Annotated in this window: 16 protein-coding genes; 9 read left to right on the top strand and 7 right to left on the bottom strand. The window is 70.5% G+C overall.

The genetic code is table 11. The features are described from left to right. Nucleotides 1-12: 12 nt before the first annotated feature. Entirely contained in the window at nucleotides 13-1914 is a 1902-nt protein-coding gene (locus AW273_RS05635; RefSeq protein WP_062345877.1) for a hypothetical protein, read from the top strand. Here AW273_RS05635 and AW273_RS05630 read toward each other — a convergent pair whose 3' ends face one another. Next, nucleotides 1915-2280 carry a hypothetical protein gene (locus tag AW273_RS05630; RefSeq protein WP_062345875.1) on the bottom strand — a complete coding sequence of 122 codons (366 nt, stop codon included), beginning with the start codon at nucleotides 2278-2280 and terminating at the stop codon, nucleotides 1915-1917. It abuts the gene before it with no gap. 190 nt (nucleotides 2281-2470) lie between these two features. Between AW273_RS05630 and AW273_RS05625 the strand changes: the two genes are divergently transcribed. Next, complete coding sequence (locus AW273_RS05625; protein ID WP_083949522.1) at nucleotides 2471-5233, top strand: glycoside hydrolase family 48 protein; 2763 nt, start codon at nucleotides 2471-2473, stop codon at nucleotides 5231-5233. Between the two features lie 289 nt (nucleotides 5234-5522). Beyond that, a complete protein-coding gene (locus AW273_RS05620) occupies nucleotides 5523-7865 on the top strand; it encodes a glycoside hydrolase family 9 protein (protein ID WP_062345873.1) in 2343 nt (780 codons plus the stop codon). A gap of 67 nt (nucleotides 7866-7932) precedes the next feature. Here the strand turns inward: AW273_RS05620 and AW273_RS05615 are convergent, their stop codons facing one another. Continuing rightward, on the bottom strand, nucleotides 7933-8436 hold the full coding sequence (locus tag AW273_RS05615) for a hypothetical protein (protein WP_062345871.1): 504 nt from the start codon (nucleotides 8434-8436) through the stop codon (nucleotides 7933-7935). 92 nt (nucleotides 8437-8528) lie between these two features. On the opposite strand from AW273_RS05615, the gene AW273_RS05610 reads away from it, so the two are divergent. Beyond that, nucleotides 8529-9239, top strand: a complete 711-nt coding sequence (locus AW273_RS05610) for a hypothetical protein (RefSeq protein ID WP_062345869.1) — start codon at nucleotides 8529-8531, stop codon at nucleotides 9237-9239. A 142-nt stretch (nucleotides 9240-9381) separates the two neighbouring features. Here the strand turns inward: AW273_RS05610 and AW273_RS05605 are convergent, their stop codons facing one another. After that, nucleotides 9382-11421, bottom strand: coding sequence for a DUF4132 domain-containing protein (locus AW273_RS05605; protein WP_157555583.1), 2040 nt, complete (start codon nucleotides 11419-11421; stop codon nucleotides 9382-9384). Nucleotides 11422-11476: 55 nt separating this feature from the next. Further along, nucleotides 11477-11869 carry a hypothetical protein gene (locus AW273_RS05600; RefSeq protein ID WP_062345865.1) on the bottom strand — a complete coding sequence of 131 codons (393 nt, stop codon included), beginning with the start codon at nucleotides 11867-11869 and terminating at the stop codon, nucleotides 11477-11479. Between the two features lie 86 nt (nucleotides 11870-11955). Here AW273_RS05600 and AW273_RS05595 point away from each other — a divergent pair, with 86 nt between their 5' ends. Both AW273_RS05595 and AW273_RS05590 read left to right on the top strand, forming a co-directional pair. Further along, nucleotides 11956-14790 carry a DEAD/DEAH box helicase gene (locus AW273_RS05595; protein ID WP_062345863.1) on the top strand — a complete coding sequence of 945 codons (2835 nt, stop codon included), beginning with the start codon at nucleotides 11956-11958 and terminating at the stop codon, nucleotides 14788-14790. A gap of 85 nt (nucleotides 14791-14875) precedes the next feature. Further along, nucleotides 14876-15682 (top strand): SWIM zinc finger family protein, encoded by an 807-nt coding sequence (locus AW273_RS05590; protein ID WP_062345861.1) that lies wholly within the window; start codon nucleotides 14876-14878, stop codon nucleotides 15680-15682. On the opposite strand, the gene AW273_RS05585 is transcribed toward AW273_RS05590, so the two are convergent. Together AW273_RS05585 and AW273_RS05580 are read right to left on the bottom strand one after the other, a co-directional pair. After that, a complete protein-coding gene (locus AW273_RS05585) occupies nucleotides 15651-16589 on the bottom strand; it encodes a diacylglycerol/lipid kinase family protein (RefSeq protein WP_062345858.1) in 939 nt (312 codons plus the stop codon). The genes AW273_RS05590 and AW273_RS05585 overlap by 32 nt on opposite strands. Before the next feature lie 56 nt (nucleotides 16590-16645). Next, nucleotides 16646-19405, bottom strand: coding sequence for an immune inhibitor A domain-containing protein (locus AW273_RS05580; RefSeq protein ID WP_232327089.1), 2760 nt, complete (start codon nucleotides 19403-19405; stop codon nucleotides 16646-16648). Between the two features lie 263 nt (nucleotides 19406-19668). On the opposite strand from AW273_RS05580, the gene AW273_RS05575 reads away from it, so the two are divergent. Then, nucleotides 19669-21021 carry an FAD-binding oxidoreductase gene (locus tag AW273_RS05575; protein ID WP_232327087.1) on the top strand — a complete coding sequence of 451 codons (1353 nt, stop codon included), beginning with the start codon at nucleotides 19669-19671 and terminating at the stop codon, nucleotides 21019-21021. A gap of 21 nt (nucleotides 21022-21042) precedes the next feature. Beyond that, entirely contained in the window at nucleotides 21043-22527 is a 1485-nt protein-coding gene (locus AW273_RS05570) for a serine/threonine-protein kinase (RefSeq protein ID WP_062345852.1), read from the top strand. Here AW273_RS05570 and AW273_RS05565 read toward each other — a convergent pair. Then, nucleotides 22524-22937: a hypothetical protein gene (locus tag AW273_RS05565; RefSeq protein ID WP_062345850.1), complete on the bottom strand. Its 414-nt coding sequence runs from the start codon at nucleotides 22935-22937 to the stop codon at nucleotides 22524-22526. The genes AW273_RS05570 and AW273_RS05565 overlap by 4 nt on opposite strands. Before the next feature lie 261 nt (nucleotides 22938-23198). Between AW273_RS05565 and AW273_RS05560 the strand changes: the two genes are divergently transcribed. After that, nucleotides 23199-24731, top strand: a complete 1533-nt coding sequence (locus tag AW273_RS05560; RefSeq protein WP_232327109.1) for an acyl-CoA carboxylase subunit beta — start codon at nucleotides 23199-23201, stop codon at nucleotides 24729-24731. Nucleotides 24732-24735 lie beyond the last annotated feature (4 nt).

The raw sequence follows: 24735 nt of genomic DNA, 5'->3' as shown, positions 1-24735 counted from the left end.
TACAGTCGGGGCATGCGAAGATCACTCCCCTTCCGGCGCCTCACTCCGGCGGAGAAGCGACTCGTCGCCGCCTATCCGACGGGGGAATGGGTCGACGTCCGCCCCGAGGGCGACCGCACCACCCGCCCGGAAGGCTCTGCCCCGCCCGACGACGACCAGCCCCCGACCGGGCGGGCCGACCGGGTCCGGAGCGCCTGGGCGGGGTCGAACCAGACCGGCTCAGCCGATCGGGACGAGGAAAGGCCTGTCCACCGGGTCCGGAACGGCCCGGCCGATCGAGACGACGAGAGGCCGGCCAACCGGGTCCGAGACGCGTGGGCCCGGTTGAACCAGACCGGCTCGGCCAATCGGGACCACGAAAGGCCGCCCAACCGGGTCCGAGACGCGTGGGCCCGGTTGAACCAGACCGGCTCGGCCGATCGAGACGACGAGAGGCCGGCCAACCGGGTCCGGGACGCCTGGGCCTACGTGAACCGGAACGGCCCGGCCGATCGCGATCGGGTCGTCCGGGCCGAGGTGATCCGGGCGCTGCTGCTGGGCGCGCGGCCGGGGCTGCCCGGCCAGGTGGCCGCGATCCGGCTCATCGGCGCCCGGGTGGTGGGTGATCTCGACCTCGCGGGGGCCGAGCTGACCACGACGCTCCACCTGATCGACTGCCAGGTCGGCGGGGTGATCGACCTGGTCGAGGCGCAGACCAGGGCGCTGCGGTTCCGCGACTGCGACCTGCTGCGATTACGGGCCGGGCGGGTGCGGGTCGACGGGGTGCTCGACATCGGCGGCTGCGTCGTCCACGACGGCATCCGGCTCGACAACGCCCACGTCAGCGGGCAGTTGCGGATGTCGGGCTGCGAGATCGGCAGCCCCGCCCACTGGACGCTGAAGGAGGCCGGGTGGGCCGGCGCCCGCTACACCGGCGACGCCCGCGAGCAGGAGCAGCAGCACACCGCGTTGTGGGCGGGCGGCCTGGTGGTGGAGGGCGGCGCGTTCCTGCGCGGGATGACGGTGACCGGCGGGCTGCGGCTGCACGGCGCCCGGTTCAACGGCGGGTTGTGGTTGCAGCACACCACGATCACGGCGACGGGCCGTTACGCCGTCCACGGCGACTACCTGCAGGCGACGGTCGTGAACATGGGTGCGGGGTTCTGCGCCGAGGGTGAGATCAGTGTGCGCGGCGCCCGGATCAGCGGCACCCTCTCGTTCGACGGCGCGAGGCTGAAATCCGGGAAGCTGGCGGTGCACACCCGCCACCTCGACGTCGGCGAGCTCCTGCTCACCCCCGAGTCGATCGAGGGCGGGGTCGACCTCGGATACACCCGGGTCGGGCTGCTCGCCGACCGTCCGGAGAGCTACCCGGGCGCGGCGCGGCTCGACGGGCTCGTGTACGAATCCCTCCGCAGCCCCGCGACGCTGCGCGACCGCCTGTCGTGGCTGACCAGGCACCCCGACGGCTACCGCCCGCAACCCTACGAGCAACTGGCCGCCTACTACCGCCGGATCGGGCACGAACACGACTCCCGGCGGGTCCTGCTGGCCAAACAGCGCGCCCGGCGGCGCACCCTGACCGTGGCCGGACAGGCCTGGGGCGTGTTACTGGACGCCGTCGTCGGCTACGGCTTCCGCCCCTGGCTGGCCGCGGCCTGGTTGTCGGCCGTGCTCACGGCGGGGACGGTCGTCTTCTCCCTGGTCCCCCCGGTCCAGATCGGACTGGACGAACGTCCCCGCCACTTCAACCCCTTCGTCTACACCCTCGACCATCTGGTGCCGGTGAGCCTGTTCGAGCAGCGGGCCGCCTGGGAGCCCACCGGCTGGACGATCTGGGTGGCCAACGCGCTCATCGCATCGGGCTGGATCCTGGCCACCGCGCTCATCGCGGGCGGCACCAGGGTGCTGCGCCCGGCGAACACGGGACCCTGATCACCTCTTGCGGCGCAGCATCCGGCGGAAGACGAGCAGCGCGGCGACCCCGGCGGCGACCGCCAGCATCGGGCGCTTCCTCGCTTCGGCGCTCAGCCGGTCGGTGGCGTCCTTGAGCTGGGTGGGCGTGACCTCGGCCGCCTTGGCCGACACGGTCTCGGTGGCGCCCCTGACCTTGTCCTTCACGGTGTCGGGGATGTGCTGTTCAACGGTGGCCACCGCTTTCTGGGCGGCGTCGCGGACCTCGGGCATCCTGTCCTCCACGGTCGCGGCGACCTTGGCGGCGGTCTCGTGGAACGCGCCCTCGATCTTGGCGGCGGCCGTCTTCGCGGCGTCGGTCATCTCGTTCACTCTGTCGTTGGCCATGGGCGCGCGACTACCCGCAGGTGACGGCCTCACACGTGGTGTGCGAAGAGGTGAAAGTTTCACCTTCGCGCAGGTGAAAGGGCGGCGAATCCGGACGTCGATTGACAGGGATTCGGGCGATCCGGGCATGCTAATGGTGGGAGCGCTCCCATCCCCCCTGTGTCCCTGAGAGCTTGGAGACCCCCCGACAATGGCGATACGCGCTTATCGCAAACGCGCCCTGTGGGCGGCCGCGCTGGCCGTCTGCACGGCCGCCGTGACCTTGGTCGCGCAACCGGCGTCCGCCGCCGTGACGTGCGATGTGACCTACACGACGAACGACTGGACGACCAGCCCCGGCAACGGCGGCTTCACCGCGAACATCACGGTGCGGAACACCGGCGACGCCCTGAGCAGCTGGAACCTGGGCTTCACCTTCCCCAACTCCGGCCAGCGCGTCCAGCAGGGCTGGTCGGCGAACTGGACCCAGTCGGGCGCCAACGTCACGGCCACCAACATGCCGTGGAACGGCTCCCTGGCGAGCGGCGCGACCCTCTCCCTGGGCTTCAACGGGACCTGGAGCGGGAGCAACCCCAAGCCGACGAGCTTCCGGGTGAACAACGTGGTCTGCGGCGGCAGCCCGTCGCCCTCTCCGTCGCCCTCGCCCAGCCCGTCGCCGTCTCCGTCGCCGTCTCCTTCGCCGAGCCCGTCGCCGAGCCCGTCGCCGAGCCCGTCGCCGCAGCCGGACGGGTTCGTCCGCGTCGCGCCGACGTCGGTGCTGGTTCCCGAGGGCGGCTCGGCCACGGCGGCGGTGTCGTTGTCGCTGCAGCCGACCTCGAACGTCACGGTCACCGTGTCGAAGCAGAGCGGCGGTGACGCCGACCTGACCGCGGCGCCCACGACGCTGACCTTCACGCCGGCCAACTGGAACGTCACGCAGAACGTCACGGTGAGCGCGGCGCAGGACGCCGACACGACCGGCGGCACCGCGCGGTTCAACCTGTCGACGAGCGGGGGCGGGGTCTTCTACTTCTCCTCGACCCTGGACGCCACCGAGGCCGACGACGACGGCACCACGCCGGGCAACGAGTACATCCAGCGGTTCACCAGCCTCTACAACAAGATCCACGACCCGGCGAACGGCTACTTCTCGCCCGAGGGCGTGCCCTACCACTCGGTCGAGACCTTCATGGTCGAGGCGCCCGACCACGGGCACGAGACCACGTCGGAGGCCTACAGCTACTACCTGTGGCTGGAAGCGGTCTACGGCCAGGTGACCGGCGACTGGACCAAGTTCAACAACGCGTGGGCGTCGATGGAGAGGTACATCATCCCCTCCACGCAGGACCAGCCGACCAACTCGTTCTACAACGCCAGCTCCCCGGCCACCTACGCCGGTGAGTTCGACGACATCAGCTCCTACCCGTCGCAGATCAACTCGGGCGTCTCCGTGGGCACCGACCCGATCGCGGCCGAGCTGCGCACGGCGTACAACACCAGCGACATCTACGGCATGCACTGGCTGCTGGACGTCGACAACACCTACGGCTTCGGCCGGTGCGGCGACGGCACGACCAAGCCCGCCTACATCAACACCTACCAGCGCGGCCCCGAGGAGTCGGTCTTCGAGACCATCCCGCAGCCGTCGTGCGACACCTTCGCGCACGGTGGCCGCAACGGCTTCCTCGACCTGTTCATCAAGGACAGCAACTACGCCCGCCAGTGGAAGTACACCAACGCCCCCGACGCCGACGCCCGCGCCGTGCAGGTGGCCTACTACGCCAACGAGTGGGCCAAGGCCCAGGGCAAGCAGTCGCAGATCGCCTCGACCGTGGCCAAGGCCGCGAAGATGGGCGACTACCTGCGCTACGCGATGTACGACAAGTACTTCAAGCAGCCCGGCTGCACCAGCACGTCGTGCCCGGCCGGAAACGGCAAGAACAGCGCCACCTACCTGCTGAGCTGGTACTACGCGTGGGGCGGCGCGACCGACTCCTCCGCCGGCTGGGCCTGGCGCATCGGTTCGTCGCACAACCACGGCGGCTACCAGAACCCGCTCGCGGCCTGGGCCCTGTCGACCCAGACGGACCTGCGCCCGCGCAGCTCGACGGGCGCCGCGGACTGGGCGACGTCGCTCACCCGCCAGCTCCAGTTCTACAAGTGGCTCCAGTCGGACGAGGGCGCCATCGCCGGCGGCGCGACCAACTCGTGGCAGGGTCACTACGCCAGCCCGCCGTCGAACCTGCCCAAATTCCACGGCATGACCTACGACTGGCAGCCCGTCTACCACGACCCGCCGTCGAACCAGTGGTTCGGCTTCCAGGCGTGGTCGATGGAGCGCGTGGCCTCGCTCTACTACGCCAGCGGCAACGCCGACGCCAAGACGATCCTCGACAAGTGGGTCGCCTGGGCGATGGCCAACACCACCATCAACGCCAACGGGACCTACCAGATCCCGTCGACCCTCCGCTGGTCGGGCGCCCCCGTCGGTAACTGGAGCTCCACCACCGGCATGCCCCCGGCCAACCCCGGCCTGCACGTGACCGTGGCCGACCACACGACCGACGTCGGCGTGGCGGGCTCATACGCGAAGGTCCTCATGTACTACGCCGCCCGCGCGAACCACACGGGCGCGAAGAACATGGCCAAGGCGCTGCTGGACGGCGTCTGGCTCAACCAGGACGCCAAGGGCGTCTCGGTGCCGGAGACCAAGGCCGACTACAACCGCATCGACGACCCGGTCTACGTGCCCCCGGGCTGGACCGGCACCATGCCGAACGGCGACCCGATCAACTCCAACTCGACCTTCCTGTCGATCCGCTCCTTCTACGAGGACGACCCCGACTGGCCCAAGGTCAAGGCCTACCTGGACGGGACCGGCCCGGCCCCGACCTTCAACTACCACCGCTTCTGGGCCCAGGTCGACGTAGCCGTCGCCATGGGCGAGTTCGGCCGCCTCTTCCCGAACGGCTGATCCCCGAAGACGGGGGCGTGGCGGTGCCGGACCCGCCGTCACGCCCCTACTGAACGACCACGAGGAGCCCCCTTCGGGGGGCTCCTTCCTTTTGCGCGAACCCCCGAAGTGAAACATTCAGACCACGAATGCGCAGGTCAGCGGGCTGGTTGGGGGCGCTTGATTGACATCTCAACCGTCGTCCACGAAATTCGCTTTGGGAGCGCTCCCACGCCCCAGATGGCGAGGGGCGCGACAGCGCCTGACCCGCTGCCGCGCCCCCGACACCCCCCTCCGTAAGGACGCTCCTATGCGCCGTACGCTCCGCATCGCGGCCGTGGCACTGGTCGCCGCCGTCACCCTCCAACCGCAACAGGCCTCCGCAGCCGTGTTCAACTACGGCGAGGCGCTGCAGAAGTCGATCCTGTTCTACGAGGCCCAGCAGTCGGGCCCGCTGCCCTCCTGGAACCGTGTCTCGTGGCGCGGCCCCTCCGGGCTGACCGACGGTTCCGACGTCGGGCTCGACCTGACCGGCGGCTGGTACGACGCCGGCGACCACGTCAAGTTCGGCCTGCCGATGGCGGCGGCCACCACGATGCTGGCGTGGGGGGCGGTCGAATACCGCTCGTCGTACGGCAACCAGCTCACGCACCTGATGAACAACCTGCGGTTCGTCAACGACTACTTCATCAAGGCCCACCCGTCGGCCAACGTGCTCTACGGGCAGGTCGGCAACGGCGGGCTCGACCACGCCTGGTGGGGGCCGGCCGAGGCGATGCAGATGAACCGGCCGTCGTACAAGATCGACGCGAGCTGCGGCGGCGCCGACCTGGCCGGGGAGACGGCCGCGGCGATGGCGGCCTCCTCGATCGTGTTCCGGCCGACCGACCCGACGTACGCGAACACGCTGGTGACCCACGCGCGGCAGCTCTACACCTTCGCCGAGAACGTGAAGCGCGCCTACAGCGACTGCATCACCGACGCGGCCGGCTACTACCGCTCGTGGAGCGGCTTCAACGACGAGCTCGTGTGGGGCGCCATCTGGCTGCACCGGGCCACCGGTGAGGCCTCCTACCTGGCCAAGGCCGAGGCCGCGTACGCGAACCTGGGCACCGAGCCGCAGTCGACGACCAAGTCCTACAAGTGGACGATCGCCTGGGACGACAAGTCCTACGGCGCCTACGTGCTGCTGGCGAAGCTGACCGGCAAGCAGCAGTACCTCGACGACGCCAACCGCTGGCTCGACTACTGGACCGTCGGGGTCAACGGCCAGCGGGTGGCCTACTCGCCGGGCGGCCAGGCCGTCCTCGACCGCTGGGGTTCTCTCCGGTACGCCGCCAACACCTCCTTCGCGGCGCTCGTCCACAGCGACTCGATCACCGACGCCACGCGCAAGGCCCGCTACCACGACTTCGCGAAGCGCCAGATCGACTACGCGCTCGGCGACAACCCGCGCAACTCCTCGTACGTGATCGGCTTCGGCGCGAACCCCCCGAAGAACCCGCACCACCGCACGGCCCACGGCTCGTGGACCGACCAGATGACCAACCCGGTCGAGACCCGCCACGTCCTGTACGGCGCCCTGGTCGGCGGTCCCCCGGACCCGAACGACGCCTACACCGACAAGCGCGACGACTACGTGATGAACGAGGTCGCGACCGACTACAACGCCGGCTTCACCAGCGCCCTGGCCCGCCTCTACGGCGAGTACGGCGGCACCCCGCTGGCCAACTTCCCGCAGCCCGAGACGGCTCCGGAACCGGAGATCTTCACCGAGGCCTCCGTGAACGCGACCGGGACCAACTTCACCGAGGTCAAGGTCATGGTCCGGAACCAGTCGGGCTGGCCGGCCCGCAACCTGACCAACGGCTCGTTCCGCTACTACTTCACCCTCGACGGCGACACGACCCCGGCCGACATCACCATCACGGCCAACTACAACCAGTGCAGCGCGCCGACCGGCCCCACCCAGCACTCCGGCGCGGTCTACTACGTGACGATCAACTGCACCGGCCAGAACATCGCCCCGGCCGGGCAGTCGCAGCACCGCCGCGAGGTCCAGTTCCGGGTGGCCAGCTCGAAGCAGTGGAGCGCGGCCAACGACTGGTCGTTCGTGGGCGTGTCGACGACGCCGGGCTCGACGCCGGTGCGGGTCACCAACATCCCGCTGTACGCGGGGACGACCAAGATCTGGGGCAACACGCCCGGCAACGACCCCTCGCCGTCGCCGAGCCCGTCGCCCTCACCGTCCCCGTCGCCCTCGCCCAGCCCTTCGCCCAGCCCCTCGCCCAGCCCCTCCCCCAGCCCCTCGCCTTCGCCCAGCCCGTCGCCCTCACCGTCTCCGACGGGTAAGGCCTGTGCGGTGACCTACACGGTCAGCAACCAGTGGGGCGGCGGCTTCGGCGCCGAGGTGTCGGTGCGGAACTCCGGATCGGTCAACATCACCGGGTGGACCGTGAACTGGACCTGGCCCAACGGCCAGACCATCTCGCAGCTCTGGAACGGCCAGCACACCCAGACGGGCGCGAACGTGTCGGTCCGGAACCTGAGCTACAACGGCAACCTCTCCGTCAACGCCTCGACCGCGTTCGGCTTCAACGGAACCTGGTCCGGCACCAACGGAACCCCGACGTTCACCTGCACCCCGGCCTGACCCCAAGCCGCCCGCCTTCCCCAGACGGACCCCTCTGGGGGAGGCGGGCCCCAAACGGCCCCGCCCCTCATTCCGCAGGGGGGCGGGGCTTTCCACGTGCCGCTCGGCCCTCCATCTCGGCGGCGAGCCGGATGACACGCTCCTGGGACAACAGCAGGGCCCGCGCCGCGTCACGCGTGCTCCAGCCCTGGCCGAGGAAGACCCGCACCGCGTGCCGGACCGCGTCACGCTCGGCCTGCTCGGCATGGACCCGCTCGGAGCGGGCGATCATGACCGCCCCCAGCGCCGAGTCGGCGTCGGGGTCTGCCGGGACCATGTGGTAGCCGAGGACGTACGGCGGTTCCGGCGTCACGGCCTCGGACAGGGCGTCGCCGACGTTGTGGGTCGTCTCGGCCCAGGTGGACCCATGTGCCACGACGACCTTCCCGTCGGGCAGGCCGTCGACGACGGCCCGCCAGCCCTCCCCCACCCGGGTGACGACGGCGATGTGGTCGGTGGAGATCCCGATGGACTCGTCGTGTTCCTCGACGATGTCGGGCTCGTCGAAGACGGCTTCGTGTCGTGAGCGCATACTCAGGACTCAAGCCCGGCGGGCGGGTGGCGTCCAGTGAATCTGTCGCATACAGGCATTCGCGGGACCGATCGCCTGGGTAGACAGGAGATGTGGAATCGGATTTATCCGGGCGCGTCCTGTATTGGATCCACTTCGTCCTGCGCGTCGTGCTGCTGCTCGTGCTGCTGGGCGGGGCGGTGCTCGTCAGTGCCACGTTCCGGCCGTCGCTTCGCACGCTCGACCAGTTCCGGTTCGCCCTCTCCTCCGGTGAGGTCGATCGGGTGACGTGGCGGGGGGACGATCAGGGCATCTGGCTGCTGACCTGGTCGGAGTCGCCCCTGGTCTGGCACGAGGTGCACGGTGACGGGTTGCGGGACGCCGACGGGGCGTACACGATCAAGCGGCTCAGGGCCGACGCCGGGCACATGGCCGTGCAACCTTCGGTCGTGCACGTGGACGATCGGAGCGGCGGGACGATCCTGCCCGAGTGGCCCTTCCGGTTCCCCGGCGGCACGCAGCTGTGGTGGCCGGCGGCGGCCTGGATCGTCACGTTCGCCGTGATGCTGGGATCGCGGCCCCGGCTGGGCAACCGGTGGGCGTGGTTCTGGCTGTTCACCGTCGGGGAGATCGGCGCGCTGCTGTTCCTGGTGCTGGAGCCGAGACCGCTGTGGCGAGGCCCCGGCGAGAAGCCGGGTGAGGGGCCCGTCCACGCCAAGCCGATCAGCGGCGGCACCGGCTGCCTGTACTCGATTCTGCTGGCCGTCGTCTCGGTGGGCGCCGCCCTGGGCGTCGGCGAACTGGTCAGGCTGCTGCTGGGCTGAGGGGCGGGTGATTTGATTTACGTGGCGGCGCCCCCGAGCATGGCCGGGTGAAACCCTGGGTGAAAGTCGTCTGTCTCGTCCTGGTCGTGAGCCTCGCCGGCGCCGCCTTGTTGTCGGCCGTGAACCTGGTCGTGTCGTTTCTCTAGGCCGCCTCGATCTGCCGCACGATGGTCGGGTCGGTGATGGCGGTGTCGTCGGCCAGGAGGAAGGCCTTGCTGAGGATCAGCGAGAGGCGGCCGTCCTCCTCGAACGGGAGGAACAGGCCGCTCGACGCGGTGGCCTTGGCGACGATGCACAGGTAGGCGTCGTTGGGCTCCATCAGGATGTTCGCCGAACCCAGGTGGATCTTGTAGGTGCGCAGGTCGCCCCGGACGACCAGGAAACGGCCCGACAGGGTGCAGCGGTCGGCGATGGTCAGCCGGGGTAACAGCCGCGCCAGCGCGTCGCGCCGGACCTGGGCGGTCGACGACAGGTCGGCGAAGGAGTGGTTCTCCCAGTAGTCGCGCAGCGGGCCCGGCTCCCGGTCGCCGCCCTGCGGGTCGGACATGATCGAGCTGACCGCCACGAAGAGGTCGGCATCGCGCATGCCCTCGCTGAAGACCAGCGGCGGGACCTCCGCCAGCGGCGCGGGGACCCAGCGCCCGGCGGTCAGGCGCTTGAACTCCACCGCGCCGGTGACCACGTAGCCCTCCTCGTAGAGGTCGTGGTGGAGGTTCACCCGCCACTGCCCTCCGGCCAGGGTCCGGTGGGCGGGGTCGTCGTAACCGCCGCCGCCGTCCCAGAAGCCCAGGTAGTTGGACTTCCAGCCGCGATCTTTGAACAGCGCGCGCAGCCTCGGGTAGACGCACAGGTGGTCGGCGAACCTGGCGGAGTGGGTCACGGCCGCCTCCTCGGCGGGGGTGAGCAGATAGACCTCGCGGAAGGCCTGCTTGAACGGCTGCCGGATCTCCTTGTCGTGGATCGTCTCCCGCCAGGCGCGGACCTCCTCGACCGTCGCCCGCGCCGGATGCCACAGCCGCACCGGCACGTCGGGCACGGTGAGCCCGAGCTGGGCCTGCCACACGCCCGGGGAGACCTCGAACTCCCAGATCAGCCGGTCGGCGACCGGGTTGCCCTCCAGTTGGCGATAAGGCGGCGGCGTCGGGCTGGTGTATCCGGCCTCCAGCGCCCTGGCCAGCGTCGCCTGCCGCTGGGCGGCCTGCTTGGCCAGGTCTTTCAGCCGTTTGACGTCGTCGGGGTGGTCGCGCCGGACCGCCGCGGGGACCGTCTTGAGCTTCCTGCCGCCGTGCCACCACGACAACTCGACGTCCCCGTCGGTGGAGATGACCGCGGTGTGCTCGCCGAAGGTCTCGCGGAGCCGGCCGTCGGGCATCCGGAACGCGACGTCGAGCCGCTCGGCGAGCGTGGGCTCGATGCGCTTGAACTTCTTGGCGAGCTCCTTGGGCACCCCGGCGTGCCGGGTGATCCGGGCGGCGGTGCGCAACGAGGCGATCGCCTCGGGGGTCGGCCGGTCTTCGGCGGCACGGGCGATCTCGTAGAGCAAGGCCTGGGAGGGCAGGGTCTTGGCGTTGGTGGGGGCGACCGCGATGTCCCGTACAAGAGCGTCGAGCAGGTCGGGCAGCCAGGGCTCGTCGCGATGGAGCGCCAGCCGGACGGCCCGGCCGAGCGCCGCGACCTCCGCGTCGTCGAAGAGCCGGGTCGTGTACGGGATCTCGCCCGCCTGCAACCGCCGGGCCCTGGCCTGGGCCGACTCCAGCGCGGTGCGGGCGAAGCCGAGGTAGCCGGGCTGCTCCGCCAGCCAGTCGAGCCCGGTGGTGGGCATCGGCGGGCGGGGCAGCGTGCCGGCGACGCTCCGCAGCAGTTCGCTGAACAGCGCGCGCCGTCCGACCTCCCAGCCGAAGACCACCACCTTCTCGGCGACCGCGATGACGCCCTGCCGCTCGGCGTGGTGGGCGGCCAGTTCGGCGTCCGTGCCCGCGATCCCCGCCGCGACCACGGTCGCCCACGTGCCGAGGCGCGGATGACGGTCGTTCATCGAGTTCTCGACGAGTTCACGGGCCGAGGCCGCCATCACCCGCAGGTCGGGGATGTTCGCCCCGGCCAGGGTGGTCGTGTCGCGGGCGGTTCCGCTGAGCACGTCGTAGAGGCGCTTCGCGAGGGGGGAGAGTTCGGTGAAAGTCATGGACGTCGTTTCGGTCAGGGGCGGAACGGGCGGGTGATCGTCGGGCACGCCCATCTCAGCCGCCCACCAGCGGCACCAGCTTGACGAACGACACGACCGGGTCGGCGAGCAGGTCGATCTCGACGTCGAGGTCGAGGATCTGGTGGTCGCCGATCAGCAGCAGGAAGCCGTTGCGCCGGAACGCCGCCTCGGCCGCGTCGGCCTGCTTCTCCCAGTCGAGCCGGCGGGCCGTGCGCATGCGGTAGCCGTTGAGGTCGGCCTCGGCGTCGGTCGGCTTGACCAGGCCCCGGTAGTGGTGGGACGGCGCGGCGTTGTGACGGGCCACCTCCTCCCGCACGCGCAGCCGGACGAGTTCCCGCGCCGTGATGCGTTCGGGCAGGTCGGGCAGGGAGAACTCGGCCAGCGCGCGGCCGGTCGCGGTCTCGTCGCGGAACGTCACCAATGCCATGGGGGGGCCGTCCTCGTGGGGAAGATCATGTGTCGGGCCCCATTCATAGCAACGGCTTCCGACAAAAACGGCGGTAACTTGTCGGGATGCTGGTGCACGCTGTCTGGGCCGGGGGGCGGGCCGGATTCTGGGCGGAAGGTTCGCCATGCCCCGCGACGTCGGAAAACCATCCGTTCGCCGGGCCGCCGGAGGAGGTCGAGGGCCGGGCCGAGGAGGTCGTGCTGCGGTTGCCGTCCGACGCCGACGGTCCGGTGCACTCGTCGTTCACCACGGCGACCCATCTGCGCGAGTGGTCCCTGTCCGCGGTCTTCCCGGCCGAGCTGCCGGAGCCGGAGGAGCCTTCCGGTTCGGTACGCTTCCTCGCCGCCGTCGACGACTTCGCGCGTGACCTGGTCAGACGCGGCCGGGTGTTGCCGGGCCTGGTGGGGCGCGAGGCCCGCTGGCGGCCGGTGCTGACCGGCGCCGACGCCGGCCGGGCCGCCGAGCTGGCGGCCGCGATGCCGCCGGTGTTCCGGTCGGCCGACGCGCGGCCCGCCCGCGAGGTGCTGCACGACGCGCTGACGCGGCTGGCCGACCGGGCCGTCCGGGCGTCCCTGCCCGACCGCATCCTCATGGGCCACCGGCCGGGGAGGCGCAGCCCGGTCGCCGACCAGTGGGCGGTGAAGCTGACCGGCGACGACGTCCACCTCGATGGGGACGTCGGCGAGCTGCGCGCGGAGCTCGACCGCTGGCACGACGCCGCGCACGCCTTCGACGGACCCGCGCGGGTGGCCTTCCGGCTGGCCGAGATCGGCGACGACGGCTGGGAGGTCGGTTTCTCGCTGCAGTCGGCCGACGACCCGAGCCTCGACCTGCCGGCCGCCGAGGTGTGGCGGGGGGCGCGGCTGCCGGGGGTCGTCGCGGAGGACGAGCTGCTCGCGGGGCTGGGCCGGGCGGTCCGGCTCTATCCGGAGCTCGACCGGGCGCTTCGCGACCCCCGGCCGGAAGGGCTCGCGCTCGACACCCGCGGCGCGTTCGGGTTCCTCAAGAACGCCGCGCCGCTCCTGGGCGCGGCCGGTTTCGGGGTGCGCCTGCCCGCCTGGGCGGGGAAGACGAAGCTGGGGCTGAAGCTCACCACCCGCACCCGCCAGGGGCCGAAGGCGGTCGGCGGCCAGGGGTTCGGGCTCGACCAGATCGTCGACTTCCGGGTCGACCTCGCCGTCGGCGAGCAGGTCGTCTCCGAGGAGGAGCTGGCCGAGCTGGCCCGGCTGAAGGTGCCGCTGGTCCGGGTGCGCGGCCAGTGGGTCGAGCTCGACGACCGGCAGCTCAAGGCCGCGCTGAAGATCCTGGAGCAGCGCAGAGACGGCACCCGCACGGCTCGGGAGGTCATCAACGAGGTCGTGCTCGGCGGTGACGACGACCTGCCGATCACGGCCGTCGACGCCGACGGGCTGCTCGGCGACCTGCTGTCGGGCGAGGCCGATCGGCGGCTGGAGCCGGTCCCGCCTCCCGAGGGGCTGACCGGGACGCTGCGGCCCTACCAGCAGCGCGGCCTGGCCTGGCTGAGCTTCCTGTCGGACCTGGGGCTGGGCGGCGTGCTGGCCGACGACATGGGCCTCGGGAAGACGATCACGACGTTGTCGCTGCTGCTGGCCGAGCGCTCAGGATCCGGCCCAGAGACGCGCACCCCCGCGCCGACGCTGCTGGTCTGCCCGATGTCGCTGCTCAGCAACTGGCAGAAGGAGGCCGCGCGGTTCGCCCCCGGGCTGCGGGTGCACGTCTACCACGGCTCGGGCCGCGAGCTGGCCGACGCCGACCTCGTGCTCACCACCTACGGCACCGCGCTGCGCGACGTCGGCCACCTGGCGGCGAAGGAGTGGGAGCGGGTGGTCTGCGACGAGGCGCAGGCGATCAAGAACAGCGCGGCCCGGCAGGCGCAGGCGGTCAGGTCGATCCCGGCCCGGACGAGACTGGCCCTCACCGGCACCCCGGTCGAGAACCATCTCGCCGAACTCTGGTCGATCATGGAGTTCTGCAACCCGGGCCTGCTCGGTTCGGCCCGGGTGTTCCGCGACCGGTTCCAGGAGCCGATCGAGGTGCGCCGCGACGAGAACGCCGTGGCCGCCCTGAAGCGGGCGACCGGCCCGTTCGTGCTGCGGCGGCTGAAGACCGACAAGACGATCATCTCCGACCTGCCCGACAAGCTGGAGATGAAGGTGTGGTGCACGCTCACCCCCGAGCAGGCCACCCTCTACCGCGCGGTCGTCGACGACATGATGGGCCGCATCGAGGGCAGCGAGGGCATCGAACGGCGCGGCAACGTGCTGGCCGCGATGACGCGGCTGAAGCAGGTCTGCAACCACCCCGCCCACCTGCTGAAAGACGGCTCCCGGCTGGCCGGCCGGTCGGGCAAGCTGGCCCGTCTTGAGGAGCTCTGCGAGGAGATCCTGGCCGAGGGCGAGAAGGCGCTGGTCTTCACCCAGTACGCCGAGTTCGGCTCGCTCGTCCTGCCCCATCTGGAGGCCCGGCTCGACCGGCCGGTGTTGTGGCTGCACGGCGGGTTGCCCAAGAGGCGGCGCGACGAACTGGTCGACCGCTTCCAGACCGACGACGAGCCGATGATCTTCCTGCTGTCGCTGAAGGCGGCCGGCACCGGCCTCAACCTGACGGCGGCCAACCACGTCGTCCACGTCGACCGGTGGTGGAACCCGGCGGTGGAGAACCAGGCCACCGACCGGGCCTTCCGCATCGGCCAGACGAAGAACGTGCAGGTCAGAAAGTTCATCTGCACGGGCACCATCGAGGAGCGCGTCGACGAGATGATCGAACGCAAACAGGCCCTGGCCGAGCGGGTGGTCGGCACCGGCGAAGACTGGCTCACGTCGTTGTCGACCGAGCAGCTCCGCGACCTGTTCACGCTGGGGCCGGAGGCGGTGGCATGACCCGCGCGGGAACGCCGGGAATCTCGGCCCGCACACGTATGCGCCTCGGCGAAGCAGGCCGGGCCCGACGATTCGAGGTGGTGCGATGAGCCCCGTCGGGAAAGACGGCTGGTTCGAGGCCGGCACGCCCATCAAGGTCGAGGGCGGCATCAGGGCACGCGGGCGGCGCGGCACCATCGGCGAGAAGTGGTGGTCGCGGCGGTTCGTCGACATCCTGGAACGTGTCTGCGACCCGGGCCGGCTCGCCCGGGGCCGGGCGTATGCCCGTCAGGGGCAGGTCGTCTCGATGACCGTCAAAGCCGGGTCGGTCGAGGCGGTGGTCCAGGGGTCGCGCCCAGAGCCGTACCGGGTCGAGATCGAGATCGAGGCCTACGGCCGGGAGGAGTGGGCGGAGCTCGAACGGGTCATCGCGGGGCAGGCCGGGCATCGGGCCCGGCTGCTGGCGGGTGAGATGCCGAAGGAGCTCGACGCGCTCTTCTCGGCCGCCGGACATCCGCTGTTCCCCGAGCAGGGCGAGCTGGAGATGACCTGTGGTTGCCCCGACTGGGGCAACCCCTGCAAACACGTCTCGGCGGTGCTCTATCTGCTGGCCGAGGCGTTCGACGACGATCCGTTCCTGGTACTGGCCTGGCGCGGCAAGCCCAGGGAGCAGCTCTTGGACGAACTCCGCGCCCCCGCCGACGAACCGCTGGAAGACCGGCTCGCCGACTTCTACGCGCTCACCGTCTCGGCGGCCCGGCTGAAGGGCCCCCGCACCCCCGACACCCCGCCCGACCTGCTGCTCAGGGCGTTGGAACCGCCGAAGGTGAAGGTCCGGCACATCCCGCTGCTCGACCTGCTGCGACCGGCCTACCGGAGTTTCACGTATCCACGAAGCCCTGAGGAACCATGACCCGCACCCCGTTGGGGACCGTCTTGATCACCAGCGGGGTCATCAGCCGCACCTCGCCGTCGATGTCGGCGGCCATCGGCGGATCGGTTTCGAGGAGCATCTCCTTGCCGACCACGAACGGGCCGCCCGCCAGGCTGCGCCACTTGCCGGTGGTGGCCCGCAGGAACGTCTCGCCCAGCAGGCGCAGCCGCTTGCCCGAGCCGAGCTGGTAGGCGACCAGGTTGCGGTTGTCGATGGAGATGTCGCTGGCGATCTGCCAGCCGCCGTGGAAGCGGCCGTTGGCGATGTTGAGCTGGTGGGTGAGCAGCTCGTGGCGGCGGCCCTCGACGGTGATGAAGGCGCGGAACGGCGTGTGGCCGGGCAGGATCGTCAACGCGGTGAGCGGGTAGGCGGCCCGGCCGGCCAGCCGCTTCAGCCACGGCTTGACGGTTCCGGCGACCTCGACCGACACCCCGAAGCTGGCCAGGTTGGCGAACGGGCGGTCGCCGCACAGGCCGAGGTCGATGTCGGCGACCTTGCCCTCGGTGAAGACGCGCACCGCGCCCGCACGGGTCAGCGGCAGGCCGAGGCTGCGGGCGAAGTTGTTGGTGGTGCCCAGCGGCAACACGCCGAGCGCGACGTCGCGGTGGGCGATGTGCTTGATGGAGCTGGACAGGGTGCCGTCGCCGCCGCCGACGATGAGCAGGTCGGGACCGAGGCCGAGGGCTTCGTCGAGACGGGCGCGCAACCGGCGCGGGTCGTCGACGGGAAACACGCCGAGGGGCGAGAAGCCGGCTTCACGGATGAGCCGCACGACTTCGGCGAAGTGTTTGCGGCCCCGGCGCGATTTGGTGTTCACGACGACGGCGGCCCGGCGATTGTCCCGGATGGCCGCCGTATGGTCGAGCTTGCTCCGCACCCTGCACATGGTAGTGCCCGGCGGTCTCCCGCCGGGCACCGGTCAGCCGAACGTGATCTTAACGGCTACTTCTTCGCCGGGGTCACCTGGACGATGACACCGAGGTTCAGCGGCAGCGGGCTGACGAGCTTCAGCTTCACGCCGAGCTGCTTGCCCTCGTCGCCGGGGTTGCCGGAGCCGAGCACGAACCCGTTGACGTTCTCGCCGTACAGGTCGGTGGCCGGGCTGCCGTCGGGGTTGACGATCCGGGCGGTGTAGGCCTGGTTGTCCTTCGACGGCACGACCGCCGAGGCGTCGCGCAGGCGGAAGTAGAGCCCGTCGGGACGGTTCTCCAGGCCCGGGTACCAGGTCTTGGCGTCGGTGAACTCCTTGACCGGGTTCTGGCCGGGGAAGCTGGTGCAGTATTCGACGAACGGCTCGGCCGCCGGCTCCAGGCACTCCTTGAACGCATACGTCTTGCCGAAGCCGAAGGCGGCGTTGGCGGCCTGCGGACGCATCGGGATGTTCTTCAGGGTGCTGGTGTCCTTCGTCGCGGCGACGCCGGAGCGGCGCAGCGGCTCGAAGTGCGAGTCGATCAGCAGGAGCTGGCCCTTCGACCCCACCGACGGCAGGTTGAAGTGGTTGGCGGCCGGGTTGTTCATGCCGTACGCCGCGTCGCGCAGCCACACGAGGAGGCCGGGGGCGTTGTAGGGCACCTTCTCGACCTTCCAGGCGCCGTCGCGCTGCCAGGTGGTGTCGTAGGTGTACTTGAGGCCCTGGTCGAAGCCGTCGTAGTTGCGCCACTCGGCCAGGTAGTACTGCTCGGAGTCGATCGAGCCGCCGTGGATGTTCCAGCCCGCGCCGGTCGTGTCGGTGAACGTGCCGGTGGTGGCGGTCCAGCCGTTGGCGCCGCCCTCGACGTCGTCGCTCCAGACGGTCGCGCCACCGGCGGTGACGGCGAAGTCGTCGGAGAACCAGCCGCGCTCGATGGCGGCCTCGTCGGTGTTGTACGCCAGGCGGATCTGGATGGTGGCGCCCGCGAACGGCGTCAGGTCGACGTAGTCGTGCCGCCAGCCGTGGGTGTCGCCGGTCAGGCCGTACTTCTTGTTGCCGAAGTCGTGCATGCGGCCGTTCGGGTCGGCGTAGCCGTCGTCGGTGGTGACGAGCGTGCCGTCCTCGGAGTAGACCTTCTGCTGGGCCCAGGTGGCGCCGCCGTCGGTCGAGACCTCGACGAAGCCGAAGTCCCACTCCGCTTCGATGGTGTAGTCGTTCCACATCCAGAAGCGGGGGTCGCCGGTGGCCGGGACCTGGACGGTCCGGGTCAGCTTGCTGTCGGCCCACATCTGGTCGTTGTTCGACCACCACATGTTCGCGCCCGAGTGGGGCGTGGCCATGACGACGTGCTTGGTCGGCAGGTTGATGCGCAGGCCGTCCTCGGTCAGCTTGGGCGTGCGCGAGGTCTGGCCGATGGTGACCAGCTTGGTCTTGTCACCCGGGTTGACGACCTCGGGGTCGGCCCAGCCGAGCACCCACTTGTCCCACAGGCCCATGTGGGTCGGCATCGACTGGAAGATCGGGCCCGAGTGGGAGCCGGTCGACATCAGGTCCCAGAACTCCACCGAGCTGTCGCCGGCGCCGGAGGCGTCGTACAGGTCGGGCAGGCCCAGGTCGTGGCCGTACTCGTGGGCGAAGACGCCGACGCCGGAGTCCTCCGGCTGCACGATGTAGTTGGCGATCTTCTTGTTGGTGCCGGGGACGGTGTAGCCGCCGGGGATGGTCGAGGAGTGCGCCCAGATGGCGTACGTGCCCTCGGCGCCGCCGCCGCCCGACTTGTCCTCACCGGCGTGCACCAGCACGAGGTGGTCGATGACGCCGTCGGGCTCCAGGAGGTTGCCGTCGCCGTCGGCGTCGGCGGTGTCCTCGATGTCGTAGTCGGCCCACGGGAAGTCCGGCTGCTGCTGCGCGAGCACGTTCACCGCGTCGATGCCGAGCTGGGCCGGGCCCGCCGGGTTGTCGGGGTGGCCGGCCATCTGCTGCGGGTAGGTGCCGCACTGACCGGCGCCGTACCAGGCCTCGGAGTGGGGGACCTTCAGCCAGCCGATCGCCGCGCCCGAGACGGTGTAGGCGCCCTTGGACATCTCCTCGTACATCTTCTTCATGGTGAAGCCGGAGATGTCGATGCCCTTCTTGCCGTCGCGGGGGTCCTTGAGGTCCTTGCGGACCCGCTCGGTGATCCCCGTGTCGGAGTAGAGCATCTTGTTGAAGTGGTCGGTGCTGAAGTTCGGCACCCAGAAGGAGTTGTTGTCCTTGCCGCCGCCCGCGGCCGTGGCCGGGTCGGGGATGTTGTTGTGCAGCGGGCCGTTCATCTTCGTGCCCGGCGGCTCGGTGACGCACGTGTTGATGTCGGCGGTCGACACCGGGCGCGTGAAGCCGGAGAAGTCGTCGTTGGCGTTCTCGTTGAACTCCACGAGAAGCGTCAGCAGTTTGGCCGTACGCTTCGTGCCCGCCTTCTTGTAGATGAAGTCGAACGGGTTCTGGCCGGTGCGGATCGCGCGGCGCTCGTTGTCGGCGAGCGTCCGGGCGGCGACGGGGTTGCCGCCGGCGTACTTGTGGTCGATCTCCTCGGCGATGGCCTGGGTGGCCTGCCGGTTGGCCTTCGCCGCCTCGCTCAGCTTCTCGGCCGAGCGGTCGGAGGTGTCCGACTGCGCGCGCGGGGGGGTGTAGTTGATGTAGTGGTCACTGATCGACGGAGTCCAGCGGGCCACCGTGGTGTCCGCCGAAGCCGGGACCGTGGCCGCGGTGAGACCCGCGGCCAGCAGCCCGAGCGCGGGCACGATGGCGGCCAACCGCCGAGCCCTGCGAGGGGATGCTGCAAAGGCTGACAAGTGATTCCTCCCTCACCCGGTAGTCAGCCGGGCTTGTTGAGGCGCGCGGGGGGTGTTCGCGCGCCACCGCTGCGACGGGCATGGCGAAAACAGCCACAGCCGTCGCAACCGGGACGTTAGATCACTCGGTAAAGGAAAAGTAAAGTGAATGGGGGATGTTGCGAAACCGATATCGATTGATCGCCTTACCGTGCATGTCAGAGCCATTGGTACTGTTTCGGGATGTGGACGACCTCATCTCAGCGCTGGCTCCCGGACGGGTGCTGACCGACCCCGACGTGACCGCCTCCTACGCCCGCGACCGCACGTTCCTGCAGGCCGGAGCGGTTCGTGCGGTGGTCTTGGCGGAGTCGCGCGACGACGTCGTGGCGACGATGAAATGGGCCACCGCCAACGGGGTCCCGGTGGTGCCGCGCGGCGCCGGAACGGGGCTGGCCGGAGGGGCGGTGGCGGGTGACGGGTCAATCGTCCTGTCACTGGCCCGCATGACCCGGATCGTCGAACTCTCGCCCGCGGACGAGATCGCCGTCGTCCAGCCCGGTGTGATCACCGCCGACCTCGACCGCGCCGCCCGCGCCCACGGTCTGATGTACGCCCCCGACCCGTCGTCCTACGAGATCTCCACGATCGGCGGCAACCTGGCCACCAACGCCGGGGGCCTGCGCTGCGTCAAATACGGCGTCACCCGCGACTCGGCCCTGGGCCTGGAGGTCGTGCTGGCCGACGGCCAGGTGATCAACACCGGCCGCCGGACCATGAAGGGCGTCACCGGCTACGACCTGACCGGCCTGTTCGTCGGCTCCGAGGGCACCCTGGGGATCATCACCGAGGCCACGGTCCGGCTGCGCCGGGCCCCGGCGAAGCCGCCGGTGACGATGGTCGCCGAGTTCACCTCGCTGCGCGACGCCGCCGCCGCGGTGGCCGCGATCATCGCGGCGGGCTGCCGGCCCTCGATGCTGGAGCTCATCGACCGCAACACCCTCGTGGCGATCGACGACTGGCGGCACATCGGCCTCGACCCCTCGACGCAGGGCATGTTGCTGGCCCAGTCGGACGCCCCCGACGGCGAGGAGGCCGCCGACCGCATGACCGCGCTCTGCGAGGAGCACGGCGCCACGTTCGCGGCCCGGTCGACCACCCCCGAGGAGGCCGACGAGCTGATCGCGGTCCGGCGGATGGCCTACCAGGCCAAGGAGCGCCTCGGCGAGTGCCTGACCGAGGACGTCTGCGTGCCCCGGTCGAAGCTGCCCGACATGATCGCCGAGATCGAGGCCGTCGCCGCGCGTCACGACGTGCGGATCTGCACCGTCGCCCACGCCGGTGACGGCAACCTGCACCCGGTGTTCATCTTCGAGCGCGGCCTGCCCGAGCCGCCCCCGCACGTGTGGGCGGCGGCCGACGAGATCTTCCGGGCCGCGCTGCGCCTCGGCGGGACCCTCACCGGGGAGCACGGGGTGGGCCTGCTGAAGAAGAGGTGGCTGGAGCTGGAGAGCGGGCCCGTCGTGGCATCCCTCCAGACCGGGATAAAGCAGGTCTTCGACCCCCACAACCTCCTTAACCCGGGCAAGGCCATCTGACCCACTGATAGCGTGATCCCCATGGTGGAAGGCGACCCCTCAAGGCTGGGGCCGTTCGAGATCGTCGGCCGGCTGGGCGAGGGTGGCCAGGGCGTCGTCTACAGGGGAGTGACCCCCGACGGCGCGACCGTGGCCGTGAAACTGCTGCACACCCGGCTCAGCGCCGATCCGGCGGCCCGCGCCCGCTTCCTGCGCGAGGTCAGCCTGGCCCAGCGGGTGGCCCGGTTCAGCACCGCCCCGGTCCTGTACGCCGACCTGGCCGGAAACCGGCCCTACATCGTCAGCGAGTACGTCCCGGGCCCCTCTCTGAAGGACCTCGTCGAGCGGGAGGGCCCGCGCCGCGGCGCGGCGCTCGAACGGCTGGGCATCGCCACCGCGACCGCCCTCGCGGCCATCCACCAGGCCGGCATCACCCACCGCGACCTGAAGCCGGCCAACGTGCTGATGGGCCCCGAGGGCCCGGTCGTGATCGACTTCGGCGTGGCCAAGGCCCTGGACGCCCCGCAGGCCACGATGAGCGGCACGACCATGGGCACCCCCGCCTACCTGGCCCCCGAGTTACTGAGCGAGGCCACCGCGAGCCCCGCCTCCGACGTGTTCGCGTGGGGCGTCACGATGGTCTTCGCGGCCACCGGCCGCCCGGCGTTCGGCGCCGACTCGATCCCGGTCGTGCTGAACCGCATCCTGCACTCCGAGCCCGACCTCGGCGAGGTCGAGGAGCCGATGCGCGCCCTGGTCGCGCGCTGCCTGGCCAAGAACCCGGCCGACCGCCCGACCCCCGAGCAACTGATCGCCTACCTGCGCGGCGACCGCGGCGTGATCCAGCCGCCTCCCGCCAGACGCGGCCGGATGGTCCTGGCCGCCGCGTCGGCCGTGCTCCTGCTGGGCGGCGCCGCCTACGTCCTGACGCGGCCCGAGCCCGGCACCGCCGTCGCCGCGCCGACGGCCGCCCCGGTCATCGCCCAGCTCACCCCGACGAAGCGCGCCCCCCGCCCGTCGCTCTCCCCGGTCGCCGCCCAGCCCGAACCGCCCGCGCCGACGACCGGGGCCCCGGCCGAGCGCCCCGACGTGGCCGACAAGCCGCGCCCGAGCCTGACCCCGACGCCCTCGCCGTCGCCCAGCCCCTCGCCGTCACCGTCCCCCTCGCCGAGCCCGAGCCCGACGAAGGTCAGGGAGCCCAACCCCTACACGGCCGAGGGCCTGTGCGGGGCCGGGTTCACTGTCGTCGACCAGCGCCGCTGGCAGGGCGGCCGGGCCACCACCTATCTCCTGTACGAACAGGCGACCGGCCTCAACTGCGTGGTCACCCTGTCGAAGAACGTCATTCCGGGCACCATCAAGATGGGCGCCCTGCTGCGTGTGCAGAAGGGCGCCCACGGCAACGACTGGGGCCGCTACACCGCCTACGCCGGGCCGATCCGCCTCCTGGCGAAGAAGAAGTGCGTCGTCTGGGGCGGCGGTTTCGCCAAGGCCACCTGGCAGAGCGGCTGGACCCACTGCGGCTAGAGCCGCTTCTCGTGCCAGGTGTAGTAGAGGTAGGTGCTGCCGGGCCCGGTCAACGTGCCGTAGACCTGCCAGAAGCTGTTCGGGGCGAGCGAGTAGCGGAAGACCTTGTCACCGGGCCGGTCGTCCACGAACGTGCTCCAGCTTCCGTTGTTGTAGATCCGCACCTCGATCGTGAACGTCTCGTCGTCGGGGATGTCGAGGCAGATCTCGTAGTCGTACGCCAGATTGGCGCCGATGTTGTAACTGCGCCCGTCGACGGCCCCCCGCTCCATGTTGGTGGGCATATAGCTGGTGTAAGCCCGCGTGTAGCCGCCCGCGGAGCAGTCGACCGGGGAGGTCGCGGACGCGGGAGTGATGCCGGTGAGCATGGCGCCGAGGACGCCGACGAGAACGAAGATGATGCGCTTCATGCCTCTCCTCATCCGTGCAGTTAGTTGAAGACTTAACTGAGTCTGATGAGGTCGCCATAGCCGGACAAGGCCGGACAGGAATTCCCACGTATCGGAGTCAACCGGGCCGCGTTGAGCTGCGCCGATGAATCCACCCTCTGAAATTAGGGTGAAAGCCGCATGTCAGGGGGTTCGGGGGTCGTCCGCCCGCGCAGAAGATTAAACTCACCGAACGTGATCGAACCTCCCGACTCGGCGGAAACGCAGCAGCGGCGTGCGGCGATGCTCGGCAGAATCGCCGAACTGGCGGCGGAGCACGCCAAAGCGGTCGAAGGCGGCGGGCAGAAGTACGTCGACCGCCACCACGCCCGGGGCAAGCTCCTGGCCCGTGAACGCGTGGAACTGCTGCTCGACCCCGGCGCCCCCTTCCTCGAACTGTCCCCGCTGGCCGCGTGGGGGTCCGACTTCCCCGTCGGCGCCAGCGTGGTCACCGGCATCGGCGTGGTCGAGGGCGTCGAGTGCGTGATCGTCGCCAACGACCCGACCGTCCGGGGCGGCGCGTCGAACCCGTGGACGCTGCGCAAGACCCTGCGGGCCACCCAGATCGCCCTGGAGAACCGGCTCCCGCTCGTGAACCTGGTCGAGTCGGGCGGCGCCGACCTGCCGACGCAGAAGGAGATCTTCATCCCGGGCGGGCGGATGTTCCGCGACCTGACCCGGTTGTCGGCGGCCGGCGTCCCGACGATCGCGCTGGTCTTCGGCAACTCCACCGCCGGGGGCGCCTACGTGCCGGGACTGTCCGACCACGTCGTCATGGTCCGGGAACGCGCCAAGGTGTTCCTCGGCGGCCCTCCCCTGGTCAAGGTCGCGACCGGTGAGGACGCCGACGACGAGTCGCTCGGCGGCGCCGAGATGCACGCCCGCGACTCCGGCCTGGCCGACTACCTGGCCGACTCGGAGCACGACGCCCTGCGCATCGGGCGCGACATCGTGAAGCGGCTGAACTGGCGCAAGCAGGGCCGCGCGCCGAAGGCCTCAAGGCCGCCGCTGCTCGACGAGGACGGACTGCTCGGCATCGTCCCCGAAGACCTGCGCATCCCGTTCGACCCGCGCGAGGTGATCCGCCGGATCGTCGACGCCAGTGAGTTCGACGAGTTCAAGCCGCTCTACGGCGCGAGCCTGGTGACCGGCTGGGCCACGGTCCACGGCTACGACGTCGGGATCCTGGCCAACGCCCAGGGCGTGCTGTTCGGCCAGGAGGCGCAGAAGGCCGCCCAGTTCATCCAGCTCGCCAACCAGTCGCGCACGCCGCTGCTGTTCCTGCAGAACACCACCGGCTACATGGTCGGCAAGGACTACGAGCGCTCCGGGATCATCAAGCACGGCTCGATGATGATCAACGCGGTGGCCAACTCCACGGTCCCCCACCTGACGGTCGTCATGGGGGCCAGCTACGGCGCGGGCAACTACGGCATGTGCGGGCGGGCCTACGACCCGCGGTTCCTGTTCACCTGGCCGAGCGCGAAGTCGGCGGTGATGGGCCCGGCGCAGCTCGCCGGGGTGTTGTCGATCGTCGGCCGGGCCGCCGCCGAGGCGCGGGGGCAGGCGTTCGACGAGGAGGGCGACGCCGCCATGCGCGCGATGGTCGAGGCGCAGGTCGAGGCCGAGTCGCTGCCGTTCTTCCTGTCCGGCCGCCTCTACGACGACGGCGTGATCGACCCGCGCGACACCCGGACCGTCCTTGGATTGTGCCTGTCCGCCATCGGCTCGGCTCCCGAGTCGCCCGCCGCCGGTTTCGGCGTCTTCCGGATGTGAGTCA

It is taken from the genome of Herbidospora yilanensis, assembly GCF_001570565.1.
GTDB classification, from domain to species: Bacteria; Actinomycetota; Actinomycetes; order Streptosporangiales; family Streptosporangiaceae; genus Herbidospora; species Herbidospora yilanensis.
The sequence above is the reverse complement of the archived record's forward strand: the minus strand, read 5'-3'. Positions and strand labels throughout refer to the sequence as shown.

Bases quoted from the DNA above. Each gene is read 5' to 3' on its own strand.
- AW273_RS05570 (WP_062345852.1), top strand. From the start codon at position 21,043: ATGGTGGAAGGCGACCCCTCAAGGCTGGGGCCGTTCGAGATCGTCGGC.
- AW273_RS05615 (WP_062345871.1), bottom strand. From the start codon at position 8,436: ATGCGCTCACGACACGAAGCCGTCTTCGACGAGCCCGACATCGTCGAG.
- AW273_RS05605 (WP_157555583.1), bottom strand. From the start codon at position 11,421: ATGACTTTCACCGAACTCTCCCCCCTCGCGAAGCGCCTCTACGACGTG.
- AW273_RS05620 (WP_062345873.1), top strand. From the start codon at position 5,523: ATGCGCCGTACGCTCCGCATCGCGGCCGTGGCACTGGTCGCCGCCGTC.
- AW273_RS05585 (WP_062345858.1), bottom strand. From the start codon at position 16,589: ATGTGCAGGGTGCGGAGCAAGCTCGACCATACGGCGGCCATCCGGGAC.
- AW273_RS05635 (WP_062345877.1), top strand. From the start codon at position 13: ATGCGAAGATCACTCCCCTTCCGGCGCCTCACTCCGGCGGAGAAGCGA.
- AW273_RS05595 (WP_062345863.1), top strand. From the start codon at position 11,956: ATGCTGGTGCACGCTGTCTGGGCCGGGGGGCGGGCCGGATTCTGGGCG.
- AW273_RS05600 (WP_062345865.1), bottom strand. From the start codon at position 11,869: ATGGCATTGGTGACGTTCCGCGACGAGACCGCGACCGGCCGCGCGCTG.
- AW273_RS05625 (WP_083949522.1), top strand. From the start codon at position 2,471: ATGGCGATACGCGCTTATCGCAAACGCGCCCTGTGGGCGGCCGCGCTG.
- AW273_RS05560 (WP_232327109.1), top strand. From the start codon at position 23,199: ATGCTCGGCAGAATCGCCGAACTGGCGGCGGAGCACGCCAAAGCGGTC.
- AW273_RS05630 (WP_062345875.1), bottom strand. From the start codon at position 2,280: ATGGCCAACGACAGAGTGAACGAGATGACCGACGCCGCGAAGACGGCC.
- AW273_RS05590 (WP_062345861.1), top strand. From the start codon at position 14,876: ATGAGCCCCGTCGGGAAAGACGGCTGGTTCGAGGCCGGCACGCCCATC.
- AW273_RS05565 (WP_062345850.1), bottom strand. From the start codon at position 22,937: ATGAAGCGCATCATCTTCGTTCTCGTCGGCGTCCTCGGCGCCATGCTC.